Annotated in this window: 12 protein-coding genes; 11 read left to right on the forward strand and 1 reads right to left on the reverse strand. The window is 63.5% G+C overall.

What is annotated here, in order from left to right:
- Positions 1–26: 26 nt before the first annotated feature.
- The 11 genes from CKW24_RS23020 (at position 27) to CKW24_RS23070 (ending at position 15,392) form a co-directional block, all read left to right on the forward strand.
- Positions 27–476: a DUF411 domain-containing protein gene (locus tag CKW24_RS23020; protein WP_095170490.1), complete on the forward strand. Its 450-nt coding sequence runs from the start codon at positions 27–29 to the stop codon at positions 474–476.
- Positions 476–910 (forward strand): YqaA family protein, encoded by a 435-nt coding sequence (locus tag CKW24_RS23025; RefSeq protein WP_095170492.1) that lies wholly within the window; start codon positions 476–478, stop codon positions 908–910. The genes CKW24_RS23020 and CKW24_RS23025 overlap by 1 nt, the downstream gene beginning before the upstream one ends.
- A 554-nt stretch (positions 911–1,464) precedes the next feature.
- A complete protein-coding gene (gene glgA / locus CKW24_RS23030; RefSeq protein ID WP_095170494.1) occupies positions 1,465–3,033 on the forward strand; it encodes a glycogen synthase GlgA in 1,569 nt (522 codons plus the stop codon).
- Positions 3,034–3,046: 13 nt separating this feature from the next.
- Positions 3,047–4,852, forward strand: a complete 1,806-nt coding sequence (gene treZ / locus CKW24_RS23035; protein ID WP_095170496.1) for a malto-oligosyltrehalose trehalohydrolase — start codon at positions 3,047–3,049, stop codon at positions 4,850–4,852.
- Positions 4,849–6,930 carry a 4-alpha-glucanotransferase gene (malQ, locus tag CKW24_RS23040; protein ID WP_095170498.1) on the forward strand — a complete coding sequence of 694 codons (2,082 nt, stop codon included), beginning with the start codon at positions 4,849–4,851 and terminating at the stop codon, positions 6,928–6,930. Before treZ ends, malQ begins: the two co-directional genes overlap by 4 nt.
- Positions 6,927–9,698 (forward strand): malto-oligosyltrehalose synthase, encoded by a 2,772-nt coding sequence (locus tag CKW24_RS23045; RefSeq protein ID WP_095170500.1) that lies wholly within the window; start codon positions 6,927–6,929, stop codon positions 9,696–9,698. Before malQ ends, CKW24_RS23045 begins: the two co-directional genes overlap by 4 nt.
- Before the next feature lie 21 nt (positions 9,699–9,719).
- The gene (locus tag CKW24_RS23050) at positions 9,720–9,992 is read left to right on the forward strand and encodes a DUF2934 domain-containing protein (RefSeq protein ID WP_095170502.1); all 273 of its coding nucleotides are present in this window, start codon (positions 9,720–9,722) and stop codon (positions 9,990–9,992) included.
- 120 nt (positions 9,993–10,112) lie between these two features.
- Positions 10,113–12,275, forward strand: a complete 2,163-nt coding sequence (gene glgX / locus CKW24_RS23055) for a glycogen debranching protein GlgX (RefSeq protein WP_095170503.1) — start codon at positions 10,113–10,115, stop codon at positions 12,273–12,275.
- 77 nt (positions 12,276–12,352) lie between these two features.
- Positions 12,353–13,111, forward strand: a complete 759-nt coding sequence (locus tag CKW24_RS23060) for a PIG-L deacetylase family protein (protein ID WP_095170505.1) — start codon at positions 12,353–12,355, stop codon at positions 13,109–13,111.
- 101 nt (positions 13,112–13,212) lie between these two features.
- A complete protein-coding gene (locus tag CKW24_RS23065; RefSeq protein WP_095170507.1) occupies positions 13,213–14,013 on the forward strand; it encodes an endonuclease/exonuclease/phosphatase family protein in 801 nt (266 codons plus the stop codon).
- Positions 14,014–14,327: 314 nt separating this feature from the next.
- Positions 14,328–15,392 carry an autotransporter outer membrane beta-barrel domain-containing protein gene (locus CKW24_RS23070; RefSeq protein WP_095170509.1) on the forward strand — a complete coding sequence of 355 codons (1,065 nt, stop codon included), beginning with the start codon at positions 14,328–14,330 and terminating at the stop codon, positions 15,390–15,392.
- A 209-nt stretch (positions 15,393–15,601) separates the two neighbouring features.
- Here CKW24_RS23070 and CKW24_RS23075 read toward each other — a convergent pair.
- Positions 15,602–15,696, reverse strand: a 95-nt coding sequence (locus tag CKW24_RS23075; protein ID WP_143501162.1) for an IS3 family transposase, incomplete at its 5' end; no start/stop codon positions are given.

A 15,696-nucleotide genomic window follows, 5' to 3' on the forward strand; every position in this document is an offset into this window, starting at 1 on the left:
CGCAACGATCGACAAAGAGATTCCCCATGCACACCACAGCACTTCGCCTGGCCGCCCTGGGCGCCCTGTTCATCAGCACCCAGGCCCTGGCGGCCGAACTGATCCCGATCGACGTCCATCGCGACGCCAACTGCGGTTGCTGCAAAGCCTGGATCAGCCACCTGCAGGACAACGGCTTCAAAGTCATCGACCACGTCCAACCCAACATGAGCGAAGTCAAGCAACGCCTGGGTGTGGCGCCGCGCCTGGCGTCCTGCCATACCGCGCTGATCAACGGCAAGTTTGTCGAAGGCCACGTCCCGGCCGAACAGGTGCTGGCCCTGGCCAAGCGTGACGACTTGCTGGGCATGGCCGTACCGGGCATGGTCACCGGTTCGCCGGGCATGGAAATGGGCGATACCGTCGACCCGTACCAGGTAATCGGCGTGTCCAGGGATGGCAGTCAAACGGTGATCGCCGACTACCCGGCCAAGTAGTGCTGCTGGCGTACCTCGGACTGTTTGCGGCGGCATTCGGTGCCGCCACACTATTGCCCTTGCAGTCCGAGGCAGTGCTGGTGGGATTGCTGCTCAATGGCCAGTACTGGTTGTGGCTGCTACTGGCCGTCGCGACCCTGGGCAATGTCCTCGGGTCGCTGGTCAACTGGTGGCTGGGCCGCGGCATCGAGCGCTTCAAGGATCGCCGCTGGTTCCCCGTCAGCCCAACCAACCTGGAAAGGGCCCGCCGGCATTATCAGCGTTACGGGCACTGGTCGTTGCTGCTCAGCTGGTTGCCGGTGATCGGCGATCCATTGACCCTGGTGGCCGGCGTAATGCGCGAGCCGCTTGGGCGTTTCCTGCTGATCGTCACCCTGGCCAAAGGCGCCCGGTACGGCGTGCTAGCCCTGGCCACGCTCGGCTGGCAGGGCTGACCTTTTCCCCGGACACAACAAACCCTGTGGGAGCCGGCTTGCCGGCGATGGTCTTCAACGATGACGGGTATTTCCCAGGCCAACCCCCTCCAAGTCGCGCACTTATTTGGTGCGGCCACCTGCAACCCTCCGCTCCACAGGCACCCATCCCCTGCCTCTTTTTAACCGACCACCACTGAAAACCTGCCCTTCGTCGGTGCAATTGTCACAATTTTCCAGTTGTCTTCTCCTGATCCAAACCGATTGTCGAACAATCCGAAAACCCGCCTACCCCGCTCTAGGTTCTGGCCTAGACTGGATTTCGCGGGGCCAGACCGTCGGGTCATATAACGGAGAAAAACTCGAAACTTTCCGCTATAGCGACGGGTCAGGTGATTAGAGGGGGCACGGCCGCTGGTGCAATCCTTGCAATGTTCACAACAGCCTTGGGAGCTTCAACGCATCGGGCCGCGCTTGCGCCACGACGCGTGGCGCATTTGCGCCTGGCCACAGGAAACGGCCGCTTGATGCACGGGTGAGATGCCTAAAGCAGATCAATAAAACGGGAGAAACACATGAACAGTGCCGCTTTAGAAATCCAGGGAGAACGTACTCAGCAGGCCATCGGCGAGGCGACATCGATGGCGATCCTGGCCCCCGGTGCAAAGACGGTACTGCCCACTCCACGTCAGAATCCGAACAAAAAGAAAGTCTTGTTCGTGACGTCGGAAATCGCTGACCTGGTGAAGACCGGCGGCCTGGGTGACGTCTCTGCCGCACTGCCTCGGGCCATGGCCCACCTGCACGACGTCCGGGTGCTGATCCCGGGTTACCCGCAAGTCATGCACAGCGATAACCCGATCCACATCATTGGCGAACTCGGCGGCCACGCGGCCCTGCCACCGTGCAAGATCGGACGCATGGACATGCCCGACGGGCTGGTGATCTACGTCCTGATCTGCCCCGAACTGTACGAGCGCGAAGGTTCGCCCTACGGTGCCAACAATGGCCGTGACTGGCCCGACAACCATATCCGGTTTGCCCGCCTGGGCCTGGCTGCCGCCGACATCGCCGCCAACCTGGCGCAAATCCACTGGTGCCCGGACCTGGTGCACGCCCATGACTGGCCCGCCGGCCTGGCCCCGGCCTACATGCACTGGCGTGGGCAGCGCACCCCGACCCTGTTTACCATCCACAACCTGGCCTACCAGGGCGTGGTCAGCCTGGCTTCGTGCCCGGAGCTGGGAATTCCCGAACACGCCCTGCAGCAAGAAGGCATGGAGTTCTACGGCAAACTGTCCTTCCTCAAGGCCGGCATGGCCTATTCCAGCCACATCACCACGGTCAGCGCGACCTACGCCCAGGAAATCACCACCCCGGCGTTTGGCTGCGGCCTCGATGGTTTTCTGGCCAGCAAGACCCAGCAGGGCCTGCTCAGTGGCATCCCCAACGGCATCGATGAAAGCTGGGACGCGGCCACCGACCCGCACCTGTCCTGCCCCTTCACCATCGGTGACTGGGACGGCAAGGCCGCCAATGCCGCCCAGGTCCGCGAGTTGTTCGGCCTGCAGGACAGCGAGGGCCCGCTGTTTGCCGTGGTCTCGCGCCTGGTCTACCAGAAAGGCCTGGACCTGACCGAAGGAGTGGCCGAGTACATCGTCAAATCCGGCGGGCAGATCGCAATCATCGGCCGTGGTGAACCGGAGGAAGAACAAGCCATGCGCAACCTGGCCCTGCGCTTCCCAGGGCAGATCGGCGTGCGCATCGGCTTCAATGAAACCGATGCGCGGCGCATGTTCGCCGGCAGTGACTTCCTGCTGATGCCCTCGCGCTACGAGCCCTGCGGCCTGAGCCAGATGTACGCCCAGCGTTTTGGCTCCTTGCCGGTCGCGCGTAATACCGGGGGCCTGGCCGACACCATCGAAAATGGCGTCACCGGTTTTCTGTTCGACGAGTCCACCGTGCCCAGCTACGAAGAGGCGCTGAGCCGGGCCTTCAAGGTCTTTGCCTTCCCTGCCCTGCTCAATGCCATGCGCTGCCGGGCCATGGCCGCACCCTTCAATTGGTGCAAGGCCGTCGAACCCTACGCTGAACTCTACGAACAACTGGTGGCCAAGGCGCTGGGGAAATCGGTCAAGTTATAAGAGGGAACTGTGCATGCCGTTACGGACTATGGAAACCTGGCCCCACGGCGCTGTCATGCTGGATGCGCAACACACCCGGTTTGCGCTGTGGGCACCCGATGCATTTTATGTGAGTGTCGAGTTGGACGAGGGGCCGTCGCTGCCCATGCTGCCCCAGGCCAATGGCTGGTTTGTCCTCAAGACCCCCTGCCCGGCCGGAACCCGCTACCGCTTTAACATCGATGGTGAACACGACGTTCCCGACCCCGCCTCCCGCGCCCAGGAGGCGGGGCCGGAGTCGGCCAGCATCGTGGTCGACCCGCTCGCCTACCGCTGGCAACACTCGTCCTGGCAGGGCCGGCCCTGGCACGAGGCGGTGATCTACGAGCTACACGTCGGCCTGCTCGGCGGGTTTGCCGCAGTCCAGCAGCAGTTGCCGCGCCTGTTGGACCTGGGCATCACGGCAATTGAGTTGATGCCTCTGGCGCAGTTTCCCGGCGAGCGCAACTGGGGTTATGACGGCGTGCTGCCCTACGCCCCGCAATCGTCCTATGGCTCGCCCGAAGCGCTCAAGCAACTGATCGACTGCGCCCACGGCCTGGGCCTGGCGGTGATCATAGACGTGGTCTACAACCATTTCGGGCCAGACGGCAATTACCTGCACCATTACGCCAAGAGCTTCTTTCGCGAAGACCGGCACACGCCGTGGGGCGCCGCCATTGATTTCCGGCGCCGCGAAGTGCGTGATTTCTTTATCGACAACGCCTTGATGTGGTTACTCGAGTACCGCTTCGATGGCCTACGCCTGGACGCCGTGCACGCCATCGACGACCCGGACTTTCTCCAGGATCTGGCAAACCGGGTCCATCAGCAGATCGATCCGGCAAGGCATGTGTGGCTCACCGTGGAAAACGAGCACAACCAGGCCAGCTTGCTGGAGCAGCGGTTCGACGCCCAGTGGAACGACGACGGGCACAATGCCCTGCATGTCCTGCTGACCGGGGAAACCGATGCCTACTACGCCGACTTCGCCCACAACCCCACCGAGCAACTGGCCCGCTGCCTGAGCCAGGGGTTTGTCTACCAGGGCCACACCAACCGCCATGGCCAGACCCGTGGAGAGCCTAGCGGTCACCTGCCCCCCAGCGCGTTTGTGCTGTTCCTGCAGAACCATGACCAGATCGGCAATCGCGCCTTTGGCGAACGCCTGCACCAGTTGTGCCCGCCCCAAGCCCTGCACGCTGCCACGGTGCTGTTGTTATTGTCGCCGATGATTCCCCTGCTGTTCATGGGCGACGAAGTGGCCGCCGATCAACCCTTCCTGTTTTTTACCAGCCATCACGGCGACCTCGCGCAACTGGTGCGCGAAGGCCGGCGCAATGAGTTCGCCTGCTTCAAAGCCTTTGCCGACCCCCACAGTCGCGAGCGCATACCCGACCCCAATGCCCCACAGACCTTCGAAGACTCGCGGCCCAACCTCACCCCCGGGGACTACGGCATACGCCACAGCACCCAGGCCCTGTACCGGCAGTTGCTGCTGATTCGCCACCGCGAAATCATCCCACGCCTGCCCGGCGCCCACGCCCTGGGTGTTTCGGTGCTCGGCGAAGGGGCGATCAGCGCGCGTTGGCAACTGGGGGACGGCAGCATGCTGCACATTGAGTTGAACCTCAGCGCCAACGCTGTTGCCCATATACCGCAAGCCCAGGCCCAACTGCTGTTCGAGTACCCGCCACAGGCGTGCACCCGATTACAGCAAGGCACCCTGGCTCCCTATTGCGCGCTGGTCAGCCTGACGGCAGCGGCATCCATGCTACCCCCCGCAGGAGAGCGCCAATGAGCGATGCGCAACTGGAAATTCTCGCCAGCCGGGCCGGCCTGGCCGTGGATTGGATCGACGCCAATGGGCGTGCGCAAAAAGTTGCCCCGGCAGTCCTGCGCGCGGTCCTCAACGGCCTCGGCCACCCGGCCGGCAGTGCCCAGGAAATCGACGCCAGCCTGTTGCAGGTGCAGCAGAGCCAGGCGCGCAGCCAGTTGCCACCGCTGTTGACCGTGGATGTCGGTGCCGGGCTTGACCTGGCGCGCTACTTCGAACCGCACACGCCCTGCGAGATTCATCTGGAAGACGGCGCCATCCTCAATCTGAAACTCGACGACGAGGCGCGGTTGCCGGGGCTGATCCCGGTGGGTTACCAGGAAGTCAGCATCGCCGGTCGCTATTTCACCCTGGCCGTGGCGCCCCTGCACTGCCACAGCGTCGCCTCGGCCGTGGACAGCGACACCCCGCGGGCCTGGGGCCTGAGCGTGCAGCTGTACGCCTTGCGCCGCCCGGGCGACGGGGGTTTTGGTGACACCCTGGCCCTTGAAGAGCTGGCCCGGGTTGCCGGTGAACGCGGCGCCGAAGCGCTGGCGATCAGCCCGATGCACGCAATGTTCAGCTGCGACACCCAGCGTTTCAGTCCCTACTCACCGTCCAGCCGGCTGTTCCTCAATAGCCTGTACGCCGCTCCCGGCGAGATCCTTGGCGAACGCGCCCTGCGCATGGCCATCGACGCCACGGAGTTGGCCGACGAACTCGCCCAGCTGGAAAACCAGCCCTTGGTGGACTGGCCCGCTGCCGCCCAGGCCAAACAGAAACTCTACCAGGCCCTGTATGAAGGGTTTACCCGCGGCGATCACCCGTTGCACGCCGACTTCAGCAGCTTTCGCCACAGCGGTGGCGAAGCCCTGGAAAACCACTGCCGTTTCGAAGCCCTGCAAGAAGCCTGCGCTGCCCGTGGCGAAAGCCTGGACTGGCGCCACTGGCCCGAACCCTGGCGCAATCCGCGCAGCCCGGAGCTGGCCGCGTTTGCCGAGCAGCATGCCGCACGCATCGGTTTCTACGCGTTTTGCCAATGGCTGATCGCCCGCTGCCTGCAGCGTGCGCAAAACGTCGCTCGCAGTAGCGGCATGGGCATCGGCCTGATTGCTGACCTGGCGGTCGGAGCGGACGGCGGGGGCAGCCAGGCCTGGAGTCGCCAGGACGAACTGCTGGCTTCGCTCACCGTCGGCGCGCCCCCAGACATTCTCAATCGCGCCGGCCAGGGCTGGGGCATCTCCGCGTTTTCACCCGAAGGCCTGGTGCGCAACGGTTTTCGCGCCTTCATCGAAATGCTCCGGGCCAATTTTGCCCACGCCGGCGGTTTGCGCATCGACCACGTGATGGGCCTGCAACGGCTGTGGGTCATCCCCCTCGGCGCGCCGCCCTGTGACGGCGCCTACTTGTATTACCCGGTAGACGACCTGTTGCGCCTGCTGACGCTGGAGTCGCACCGGCACCAGGCGATCGTCCTCGGCGAAGACCTCGGCACCGTGCCCGATGGCCTGCGCGACAAACTCATCGCCCGCTCGATTCTGGGCATGCGCGTATTGCTGTTCGAACAGGATCACAGCACACGCTTTCGGCCGATTCTCGACTGGCCCGATAACGCGCTGGCCACCACCAGCACCCACGACCTGCCCACGCTCAACGGCTGGTGGCACGGCCGTGATATCGAATGGAACGCTCGCCTGGGGCTTGTGACCAGCGACGACGAAAGCCATTGGCGCGCCCACCGCCAGCGCGAGCGTGACAGCCTGCGCAGCGCCCTGAGCCAGGACCCGCAGAACTTTCGCGAAGAGCAGCACGAGACCGACCAGGTGCTCGATGCCAGCGTGCGTTTTCTCGGGCATACCCGGGCGCCACTGGTGTTGCTGCCGCTGGAAGATGCCCTGGGCCTGGACGAACAGGCCAATCTGCCGGGCACCGTCGACACCCACCCAAACTGGCGCCGGCGCTTGCCTGGCGAGAGCAGACAACTGCTGGACGATGCCGACGCCGCGCGACGCCTGGAAATGCTCGCCTGCGCACGCCTGCAAGCCAGCGAGCGTGATCGATGAGCAGTCTGCGGGCCACCGTCAGGCTGCAGTTTCATCAAGGTTTCACCCTGGATGACGCGGTACCGCTGGTGCCCTATTTCGCTCGCCTTGGCATCAGTCACCTGTATGCCTCGCCGCTGCTCAGTGCCCGCAACGGTTCGATGCACGGCTATGATGTGGTCGACCCAACCCAGGTCAACCCGCAACTGGGTGGTGAGGCGGCGCTACGGCGCCTGGTCAAGGCCCTGCGCGCCCACGACATGGGCCTGATTCTCGACGTCGTGTCCAATCACATGGCCGTCGGTGGCGCCGATAATCCCTGGTGGCTGGATCTGCTGGAGTGGGGGCGACTCAGCCCCTATGGCGAATTCTTCGATATCCAGTGGCACTCGCCCGACCCGCTGCTCGAAGGCCAGCTGCTCCTGCCATTCCTGGGCTGCGACTATGGCAGCGCCTTGCAGGACGGCAGCCTGGCGCTGCGTTTTGACTCGGCGCGGGGGCGGTTTTATGCCGAGCACTACGAGCACCATTTCCCGATCTGTCCCAGTGACTATGCAGCATTGCTGATGCCGGACGAGCCTCTGGGCGTCGAACAGCGCGCCGCACTGAAAACCCTCGCCGAGGGTTTTACCCGCCTGCATTACCAGACCGCCGCCCATACGCTCGCCGGCCCCTTGCAACAGGACTTGGCGCAGTTGGCCAGGGAGCCCGCGCTGGCCCGTTGCATCGAACACAACCTGGCCCTGCATGACGCTCGCCAGCCCGAGGGTTTCACCCGCCTGCACAACCTGCTGGAGCGCCAGAGTTATCGCCTGGCCAGTTGGCGCACGGCGGCGGACGACATCAATTGGCGGCGCTTCTTCGACGTCAATGAACTGGGCGGCCTGCGGGTCGAACGCCCGGCCGTGTTCGAAGCCACCCACGGCAAGATCTTCGAGTTGCTTGCCGCAGGCCTGGTGGACGGCTTGCGCATCGACCACATCGACGGACTCGCCGACCCGCGGGGCTACTGCCGCAAACTGCGGCGCAGGGTCGACGCCCTGGCCCCGTCTCGGCACATCCCGATCTACGTGGAAAAAATCCTCGGTCCCGGGGAAACCCTGCGTCGCGACTGGCGGGTCGATGGCACCACCGGCTATGAATTCATGAACCAACTGTCGTTGCTGCAGCACGACCCGCAAGGTGCGTTGGCCCTGGGCGAGCTGTGGGTACGCCATAGCGAACGTCCGTCGGCCTTCATCGAAGAAGCGCGCCTGTCCCGCCAGCAGATTCTCAACGGCTCGCTGGCCGGCGATTTTGAGAGTGTCGCCCAGGCCCTGTTGCAAGTGGCCCGCGATGATGTGATGAGCCGCGACCTGACCCTCGGCGCGATCCGCCGGGCGCTGCAGGAACTGATCGTGCATTTCCCGGTTTACCGCACCTACATCAGCCCGCGCGGACGCTCCGTCGAGGACCAGGTTTTTTTCCAGCAAGCCATGGACGGTGCCCGCCAGACCCTGGGCGAAGCCGACTGGCCGGTGCTCGACAGCATCGCCCTGTGGCTGGGCGGCCAGCCTTGGCGCGAGCGTCCGGTGGGGCGCCAACGCAAGATCCTCAAGCACGCCTGTGTGCGGTTCCAGCAACTGACGTCACCGGCGGCGGCCAAGGCCGTAGAAGACACCGCGCTGTATCGTTCGGGCGTGCTGTTGTCACGCAACGATGTCGGTTTTGATACCGAGCGCTTCAGTGCGCCCTTGGACGATTTCCATGCCGCCTGCATCCAGCGTCTTGCGACCTTCCCGGACAATCTGCTGGCCAGCGCCACCCACGACCACAAGCGCGGTGAAGACAGCCGAGCGCGGTTGGCCGTGCTCAGCGAGCGTAGCACCTGGTATGCGCAACAAGTCGACACCTGGCGCACCGAGGCCACGAGTCTACGGGGCGACAGCCAGGCGTCGGCAGCGGGTGACGAACTGATCCTCTACCAGGCGCTGCTCGGCAGTTGGCCGCTGGGCTTGCGTTGCGACGACCTGCCGGCCCTGACTGATTACTGCGGGCGCCTGTGGCAGTGGCAACAAAAAGCCCTGCGCGAAGCCAAGCTGCACAGCAGTTGGAGTGCCGCCAACGACGCTTACGAGCAGAGCGCCCGCACGTTTACCGAGCGCCTGCTGCTCGCCCCCGAGGGCCTGGCGTTGCGCAGCCGTATCGCCGGCGCCGTAGCGGTGATCGCCTGCGGCGGTACCCTCAACGGATTGGCGCAAACCTTGCTGCGCATGACAGTGCCGGGGATTCCAGACCTGTACCAGGGCAATGAGTTCTGGGATTTCAGCCTGGTGGACCCGGACAACCGGCGGCCGGTGGATTTCCAGGCACGGATCCAGGCACTGGAGCGCCAGCAGAGTCCGGCCCAATTGCTCGACACCTGGCAGGACGGGCGCGTCAAGCAGGCCTTGATCACCCGCACCCTGGCAGTGCGCGCCGCGCATGCCGAACTGTTCCGCGCCGGGCGCTACCTGCCGTTGACGGTGCAAGGCAGCCAAGCGCAGCGCGTGCTGGCGTTTGCCCGCGAGCACCAGGGCCAGTGGGCGATCGTGCTGGTGCCGGTGCGGGTTGCCGCGCTGCTGGAAAGCAGTGCCACCCCGCTGGTGCCTGCCCTGCAGTGGGGCGATACCCGAGTCACCCTACCGTTCACCCCTCGCGAGGGAAAACTGAAGGGACTTTTTTCCACAGTGGAAGTCACACACCACACAGAGCTGCTGATCAGCGCCGCGCTGGGGGACTTCCCGGTCAATCTGTTTATCCAGACTTGAGTTCAACTCAGGAGCATTGCGATGAGTACCGATGACAAACGCGTTCGTGAATTTGCCTATCAGATCTGGGAGTCCGAGGGTAAACCCGAAGGACAGGAAGCCCGCCATTGGGAGATGGCCCGCAAGCTGGCGGAAGCCGAAGCCCTGGCCCCGGCCAAGCCGGTAAAAGCGACAAAAGCCAAGGCCGCACCCGCGACGAAGGCCAAGGCTGGTGCCGCCCAGGTCGTCACCCCACCAGGGGAAAAAAGCGCCGCCACGAAAAAGCCCCGCGCCCCACGCAAACCGGCCAGTTGACCCACAACCGCCCCGCGGCCCGTGCCAACTGCCGACCTGTGCAAACGACCCGTAGCAGCTGCTACGACGTCCACGTCGACAACCTCAGGCCGATGCCGGTAATGCGCTACAGGAGTTTTTATGACCACGCCCGATAACACCGCAACACAAGCCCAAGGCGCGCAAGCCTCGCGGATCCGTGAAGGCCTGCCCTTCCCGCTGGGTGCGACCTGGGATGGTCTGGGGGTCAACTTCGCGATCTTCTCGGCAAACGCGACCAAGGTCGAGCTGTGCATTTTCGACGATGCCGGGGAAGTCGAACTGGAACGCATCGAACTGCCCGAGTACACCGACGAGATCTTTCACGGTTACCTGCCCGATGCCCATCCGGGGCTGATCTATGGCTATCGCGTGTATGGCCCGTACGACCCGCAGAACGGTCATCGCTTCAACCATCACAAACTGTTGATCGACCCCTACGCCAAGCAACTGGTTGGCGAGCTGAAATGGTCCGAAGCGCTGTTTGGCTACACCATCGGCCACCCGGACGCCGACCTCAGTTTCGACGAACGCGACAGTGCGCCATTCGTGCCCAAGTGCAAGGTGATCGACCCGGCGCACACCTGGGGCCACGACCACCGGGTCAGTGTGCCCTGGGACAAAACGATCATTTATGAGACTCACGTGCGCGGCATCAGCATGCGCCACCCAGCGGTTCCGGAGGCGGTGCGCGGCACCTTCGCCGGACTGATGGTCGATGACCTGTTGGACCATATCCGCAAGCTCGGGGTGTCGTCGGTGGAACTGCTGCCGATCCATGCCTTCGTCAACGACCAGCACCTGCTGCAAAAAGGCATGACCAACTACTGGGGCTATAACAGCATTGCCTTTTTTGCTCCCGACCCACGCTACCTGGCCAGCGGCAAGATCGCCGAGTTCAAGGAGATGGTCGCGCACCTGCACGAAGCCAATCTGGAGGTGATTCTCGACGTGGTCTACAACCACACCGCAGAAGGTAACGAACAGGGACCGACCCTGTCCATGCGCGGCATCGACAACGCCTCCTACTACCGCCTGATGCCGGACGACAAACGTTTCTACATCAACGATTCAGGGACCGGCAACACCCTCGACCTGAGCCACCCTTGCGTGCTGCAGATGGTCACCGACTCCCTGCGCTACTGGGCCACGGAGATGCACGTCGACGGTTTCCGCTTCGACCTGGCAACCATCCTCGGCCGTTACCACGATGGTTTCGACGAGCGCCACAGCTTCCTCGTGGCCTGCCGCCAGGACCCGGTGCTGCGCCAGGTCAAGCTGATCGCCGAACCCTGGGACTGCGGCCCCGGGGGTTATCAAGTCGGTGGCTTCCCACCAGGCTGGGTGGAATGGAACGATCGTTTTCGCGACACCGTCCGTGCGTTCTGGAAAGGTGACGACGGCCAATTGGCCGACTTCGCCGGACGCATGACCGCCTCCGGCGAAATGTTCAACCAGCGCGGGCGCCGGCCGTACGCCTCGGTGAACTTCATCACCGCCCACGACGGTTTCACCCTTAACGACCTGGTGTCCTACAACGACAAACACAACGAGGCCAACGACGAAGACAACCAGGACGGCAGCAACAACAACCTGTCATGGAACCATGGCGCTGAAGGCCCGAGCGACGATCCCGAGATCAACGAACTGCGCCAACGGCAGATGCGCAATTTCTTCGCCACCCTGTTGTTGGCCCAGGGCACACCGATGCTGGTGGCCGGCGACGAATTCGCCCGGACCCAGCACGGCAACAACAACGCCTACTGCCAGGACAGCGAGATCGGCTGGATCAACTGGGACCTGAGTGAAGACGGCAAGGCCTTGCTCAAGTTCGTCAAGCGCCTGATCAAACTGCGCCTGGCCTACCCAATCCTGCGCCGCGGGCGATTCCTGGTGGGCAGCTACAACGAAGATATCGGGGTCAAGGACGTCACCTGGCTAGCCCCGGATGGCAGCGAGATGAGCACCGAACAGTGGGAAGACGGACATGGCCGCTGCCTGGGCATGTTGCTCGACGGTCGCGCCCAGGAAACCGGAATCCGCCGCAAGGGCGCCGATGCGACCTTGCTGCTGGTGGTCAACGCGCACCATGACATCGTCAATTTCTGCCTGCCGGCGGTGCCGGACGGTGGCTTCTGGACCTGCATGATCGACACCAACCAACCCTCGATCCGCGGCCAGGAGCGCTTCGAATTCGAGCACCAGTATTCAGTCACCGGCCGCTCGCTGCTGCTGTTCGAATTGCAGCATCAAGATGAGGACTGAGCGGGTCCAGGACACTCAGCCTGTCGGTCAGGCGTCTGGAGACGACCGACAGCTCACCCGTACAAGGACGTATCAATATGAAAAGTACCTCGATCCTCGACGGCCACCTGCCCGCGCAAATCTGGAATGGCGCCCGCCAACTGGACAACCTGCCGGTCATCAACACTCAGTCGATCATCCCGGCCGGCGCCCGAGCCGTGGTGATCGCACCCCACCCAGGTGATGAAGTGGTGACCTGCGGCGGCCTGCTGCAATTGTTCGCCAGCCTGGGGCATCCCCTGCAACTGATCTCCGTCACCGACGGCAGCGCCAGCTACCCGGGTTCGCAACTGTGGCCGGAGAAACGCCTGAGCGTGTTTCGCCCCCAGGAAAGTGTCGATGCCCTGCGCAGGCTTGGGCTGCCCATGCATAGCCTGAAGTGGATTCGTGGCGGTTTCGCCGACACGGCACTGGCCGAGCGCGAGACGCAGTTGGCACATTTCATTGCCCGCTACCTGCACCCTGAGGATGTGCTGTTCAGCACCTGGCGCGAAGACGGCGACGTCGACCATGACACCGTCGGGCGCGCCAGTGCCAAGGCCGCCCAGATGGTCGGTGCCCGCCTGTGCGAACTGCCTTTCTGGGCCTGGCATTGGCCGGTGCGCGACCAAGGGCAGATCCCCTGGCACCGCGCACACAAGGTGCGCCTGGACAGCTGGACGATCGCGCGCAAGCGCCATGCCATCCACGCCTATGCCAGCCAACTGGATGGCGACCCGCAAATGGGCATCGCACCGCTGTTGCCCAAGGTGGTCCTGGAGCGTTTGCGCCAACCCTATGAGATTGTTTTTGTGTAAGGCCGCCCCGCGCAGATGTCGACGATCGGCGGCGAAACACTGAACTGCCGGCCGCAACATCAGTCGCATGGATAACCCGTCGCGACTTTCCAGGAGTGCATGTGAACCCCGACCCAGAACGTCAACCCGGCTCCGTCCCCCCGCAGGACGCACCCCAGGCCGTACATCGGCTCAGGGTGCTGACCGTCAACACCCACAAAGGTTTTACCGCCCTCAACCGGCGTTTCATCCTGCCCGAGTTGCGCGAGGCCGTGCGCAGTACATCGGCCGACCTGGTGTTTCTCCAGGAGGTATTGGGCGAGCATGATCGCCACGCCTCGCGCCACAGTAACTGGCCGTCGATGTCACAGTACGAGTTCCTCGCCGACAGCATGTGGAGCGACTTCGCCTACGGGCGCAATGCGGTGTACCCCGACGGCCACCACGGCAACGCGCTGCTGTCCAAGTACCCAATTCGCCACCACCGCAATCTGGACGTATCGATCACCGGCCCCGAACGCCGGGGTTTGCTGCACTGCGTGCTGGATGTACCGGGCCATGCCGAGGTCCACGCTATCTGCGTGCACCTGAGCCTGCTGGAAAGCCATCGTCAACTGCAACTGGCGCTGCTCTGCCAGTTGATCGAGTCGCTGCCCGAAGACGCTCCGGTGATCATCGCCGGCGACTTCAATGACTGGCAGTTGCAGGGCAACCTGACCCTCGCTCGGCGCGATGACTTGCATGAGGCCTTCGAACGCCATCACGGCCGCCCGGCCAAAACCTATCCGGCACGTTTCCCGCTGTTGCGCCTGGACCGCGTATACCTGCGCAACGCCAGCAGCCACGCCCCAAGAATCCTCGGCAACAAACCCTGGAGCCATCTTTCCGACCACTTGCCGCTAGCGGTCGAGGTGCATCTGTGATCCGGCGAAAAGCGTAACGCAGAGCCGTCCCCGGATGATTTTCCAGTGAAACAACAGCTTAGAGACTCGTCAATTTTCAGTCAGTTGCGACGCCTAAATTAGCCATACCGCTCATCGTTCAATTTCTTGACGCAGGGCTCTGGGTCTTCTTAGCTAATCCTTACTACCCCCGGAAGTAACTCCTGGGGCAGGCCGCAAGCTCCCGTTCCAGCGGGCCGCCAAGGCTTGCCCCAACGAAATCGGTCGCCCCTCATTCGGGGTAGGAGAGACGCCAAGACCAGATATGGCATGCGTATGCAGCAAGGTAGACCTCCATGAACACCTCCCTTATCCAGCACGAGATAACCGTTACCCTGTACACCCTGTCGACTTCGCTGCTGCTGTGTACGTCCATGGAGGTTGTGGCATCGTCTGCCGAAGAGGAGGCGATCCCCTGGTTTCGCCAGGACGTACCGACCTTCGCCTTCCCTGCCCCGCCCATCCCTGAGTCCGGCCAGTTCATGCGCCAGCCCGGGCTCGACAACCATCTGTTGAGCATAGAACAGGCCGCCCCTTCGGCATGGCAACAGGTCTACGGCCACGCCGCCACCCAGGCCGAGCAGGATGTCCTCAACTCACAGTTCTCCACGATAGGTACGGCGCTAGCCAAGGGGCCGGCACTGGTGACCGTGCACGGCAATGGCGGCAGCACCCAACGGGTGGGCCTGCTGGGAGGGAGCAACCAGATCCAGGGGAACAGCAATGGCATGCTGGTCGGTCCGGCCCTGGGCAACCTCGGCACCGACAGCCTGAACGTCCAGGGCGACAGTCTCGGTGCGTACTGGAGCTTGACCGGTGCCAACGGCTGGCACGTCGACTTGAGTGCCAGTGGCGGCCGGGTCAGCGGTTTCAGCCGTAACGCCCAGGGCGAACGCCAAGCCACCGAAGGCAGCGCGGTGACCCTGTCGGTGGAAGGGGGCTTTCCCATCGGGATCAGCAAGAACTGGGTGATCGAACCCCAGGCGCAGTTGATCAACCAGCGCATCTCCCTGGACACGCCCTACGCCAACGGCAACGCCCAAGCCAATGAACTGAACAGCTGGAGTGGCCGTGTCGGGGCGCGCTTGAAAGGGAGCTACGACATCAATGGCCTGCCGGTCGAACCCTATGTACGCACTAACCTGTGGCACCGGATCAACACCAGCGACACGGTGACCCTGGACCAGGTCGACAAGATCAGCAGCAGCCGCTACTCCTCCACCGTCGAACTGGGCCTGGGCCTCGTCGCCAGGGTCAGCCCCAGCGTCAGCCTCTACGTCAGTGCCGACTACAGCAGCGACGTCGACGACAACGACCTCAACGGCCTGATCGGCAGCCTTGGCGTGCGGATGCGTTGGTGAGTTGCCCGCGATAGCGGTGGGTCCGCCGCCATCCAGGTTGGATGTGCCGGCCCCATCGCGGCATAGGTATCTACACAACTGTGGTGCGACGTTGCACCTGTGGGCCTCTGGGGTGTTGGATTAGACCGAGTACATATCCATTCTTGCGGTAACGGCCTCCTATGGTTCCGCCTGACGTGAACTGCCCCCCGAAAGTTGGACAGGGGACGCTATTGATTTAATGCCTGGGTCCGAAATTGTACCGGGCTCAAGCCATTCAGTCTGAGGCTTATGCGGTCTTGGTTGTAGTAGGCGATGTAATCCT

Source organism: Pseudomonas sp. Irchel 3H3, assembly GCF_900187635.1.
Taxonomy (GTDB): Bacteria; Pseudomonadota; Gammaproteobacteria; order Pseudomonadales; family Pseudomonadaceae; genus Aquipseudomonas.